Raw genomic sequence first — 2,543 nt, forward strand, 5'->3', positions numbered from 1 at the left:
TGGCTATAACTTCTTTAACTTCACTAACTTCTTTAAATTCTTGGATTACACGTCCTGCTTGAGCGTCTCCACGAACTTGTCTATGCGCTGCATTTCCTTCGGAATGTCGATACGCTGGGGACAATGGCCCACGCATTGGCCACAACCTATGCAATGGCTGGCCTGGCGGAGGCGAGGAACGCTGCGGTCATAGCCCACGAGGAAGGCACGGCGCGCACGCCGATATTCGCTCAGCTCAGCAGACGAGGCACGAGCAGACGAGTTGACAAGTCCATCTTGCTTGTCTGCTTGTCCACTTGTCTGCTTGTCCACTTTCGGAAGATTGCCCTCCTTTATGCACTTGTTATAGTGCGAAAGCACCGCCGGAATGTCTATTCCGTAAGGACAAGGCATACAGTAGTTGCACTCGTTGCACGGTATAGTCTTGAGGTTGTAGATGTCGTTGGCGATGTCGGTGAGGAACTTTTCCTCGTCCTGCGTCAACGGTTTCAGTGGCGAATAGGTACATAGGTTCTCGCGGAGGTGCTCCATGTAGGTCATGCCCGACAGCACTGTGAGCACGCCCTCAGGCGTTCCGGCGAAGCGGAAGGCCCAGCTTGCCACGCTCATTTCCGGCTCGCGCTCTTTCATTTTGGCTACGATGTTGTCGGGAACGTTGGCCAGGCGTCCGCCGAGCAGCGGCTCCATGATTACCGCGGGAATACCGCGCTTGTGCAGTTCGCCGTACAGGTAGACGGCATCAGTGTTCCTCGGGTTAATCTCGTCGGCGTAGTTCCAGTCGAGATAATTCAGCTCTATCTGGGCGAAATCCCAGTGGTAGCGGCCCTCGTCGTGCCATTTCAGCAGCATGTCGAATATCTTTATGTCGCCGTGATACGAGAAACCGAGGTTGCGTATGCGCCCTTTCTCGCACTGCTCGACGAGCCAGTCGAGTATGCCGTTGTCCATATAGCGGTGGTTGAACTCGGCAAGCGCATCGTTGCCCATGCCTATTCCGTGGAGCAACAGGTAGTCGATGTAGCTAACCTGAAGCTCTTTCAGCGAGTTCTCGAACATCTCTATTGAGCCTTCCCGTGTCTGGGTCTCGGGCGAGAAGTTGGACATTTTCGTCGCGATGAAGTACTCCGAACGCTTATGACGGCTCAGGGCGATGCCCGTGGCGCGCTCCGACATGCCCTGGCAATAGGCCGGTGACGTGTCAAAATAGTTCACTCCGTGCTCTATGGCGTAGTCAACCTGGCGGTTTACCATGTCCTGGTCGATAGGCGTTTCCTCCAATTCACGGGCCGAGGCCTTGTCCTCTCCCTTGGCGGGAAGGCGCATCATGCCGTAGCCTAACAGTGAAACCTTTTCTTTCGTCTTGGGGTTTAGCCTGTATGTCATCTTCCCTTTCTCGGGCTCCTGCGCCTTGGCAGCGCCCTGCTTGTCGTCCTTGCACGCCGTAAGCAGCGCCGACGACGCAACGGCTCCACCGCCGAGAGCCTTCAGGAAGTTTCTTCTTGATATTTCCTTTGCCATGATTTTCAGTAGTTAAAGTAGTTAGAGGGAGTTAAAGTAGTTTAAGACGAATGCCTTGTTTGACGTCGGCCATATCCTCGTTTCCCAACTTCCTCCACTAATGTTTTAATCTTTTAAATTGCCTTTTGTAACCCATTGTGTATCAACGCTTTGTGTTTCGCGTTCCAAAAGACCGTCTTTTGGCTTCCAAAAGGCCGTCTTTTAGGGGCTCAAAGACTGCTTTTTACAGTGCGAAAGACCGTCTTTTGCATGACGCCTTTATAATGGTTGATTTACAAGCTATGTTTTATGAATCAAAAACCAAGGTTTACCTGGATTTGAATTCTTCACTTTTCATTCTTCATTCTTAACTTAAATCACCCTGTGCACCTCGTGTCCTTCAACGTAGATTGCGCTGAACGGACGTGCCGGGCACAAGTTCTCGCACGCTCCGCAGCCTATGCAACGGGCCTCGTTCACGGCAGGTATTTTCGGTGAATGCTCGTCCTTGGGGTCTGACGGAATCATTGTTATCGCCCCAGCAGGGCAATGGCGCGCGCAGTTGCCGCACTCAACGCCGTCAGTCAGGGGCACACAGTTCTTCTTAATCCATACCGCATGGCCTATCTGCGTTGACGACTTGTCGGCTCGTGTAATCGGCTTGATGGCGCCGGTGGGGCATACCTCGCTGCATTTTGTGCACTCCGGACGGCAATATCCACGCTCGTAGGACATCGTTGGCTGCATGAACTTCGACAAATCCGTCGACGGACGCAGCACACCGTTAGGACATTTGGACACGCATAGCTGGCATGCCGTACAATGCTGTGCGAAATGTTGTGCCGACAATGACCCCGGAGGGGTGATGGGAGTAAGTCTTTCGGGGGCTATCTTGTCCTCGATTACTGCCAGTCCACCGTCCACTTTCTTCTTCTCCTGCGCCAAAGCGGCACCAGTAGTGGCCATTGCTGCGGCAAGGAGGAACGAACGGCGGCCAGTATCAGTCGGTACTCCGACAGTTGACAAGTTGACAAGTGACGAGTCAA

Annotated in this window: 2 protein-coding genes; both read right to left on the reverse strand. The window is 53.2% G+C overall.

Annotated elements, in window-relative coordinates:
* Positions 1 to 45: 45 nt before the first annotated feature.
* Positions 46 to 1,518 (reverse strand): aldo/keto reductase, encoded by a 1,473-nt coding sequence (locus tag H6A34_RS14070; protein ID WP_205106026.1) that lies wholly within the window; start codon positions 1,516 to 1,518, stop codon positions 46 to 48.
* A gap of 351 nt (positions 1,519 to 1,869) precedes the next feature.
* Positions 1,870 to 2,543 (reverse strand): 4Fe-4S dicluster domain-containing protein (locus H6A34_RS14075; RefSeq protein WP_205106027.1); only part of this gene is annotated, 674 nt, incomplete at its 5' end.

It is taken from the genome of Marseilla massiliensis (assembly GCF_016899855.1).
GTDB lineage: Bacteria > Bacteroidota > Bacteroidia > Bacteroidales > Bacteroidaceae > Prevotella.

Bases quoted from the DNA above. Each gene is read 5' to 3' on its own strand.
- H6A34_RS14070 (WP_205106026.1), bottom strand. From the start codon at position 1,518: ATGGCAAAGGAAATATCAAGAAGAAACTTCCTGAAGGCTCTCGGCGGT.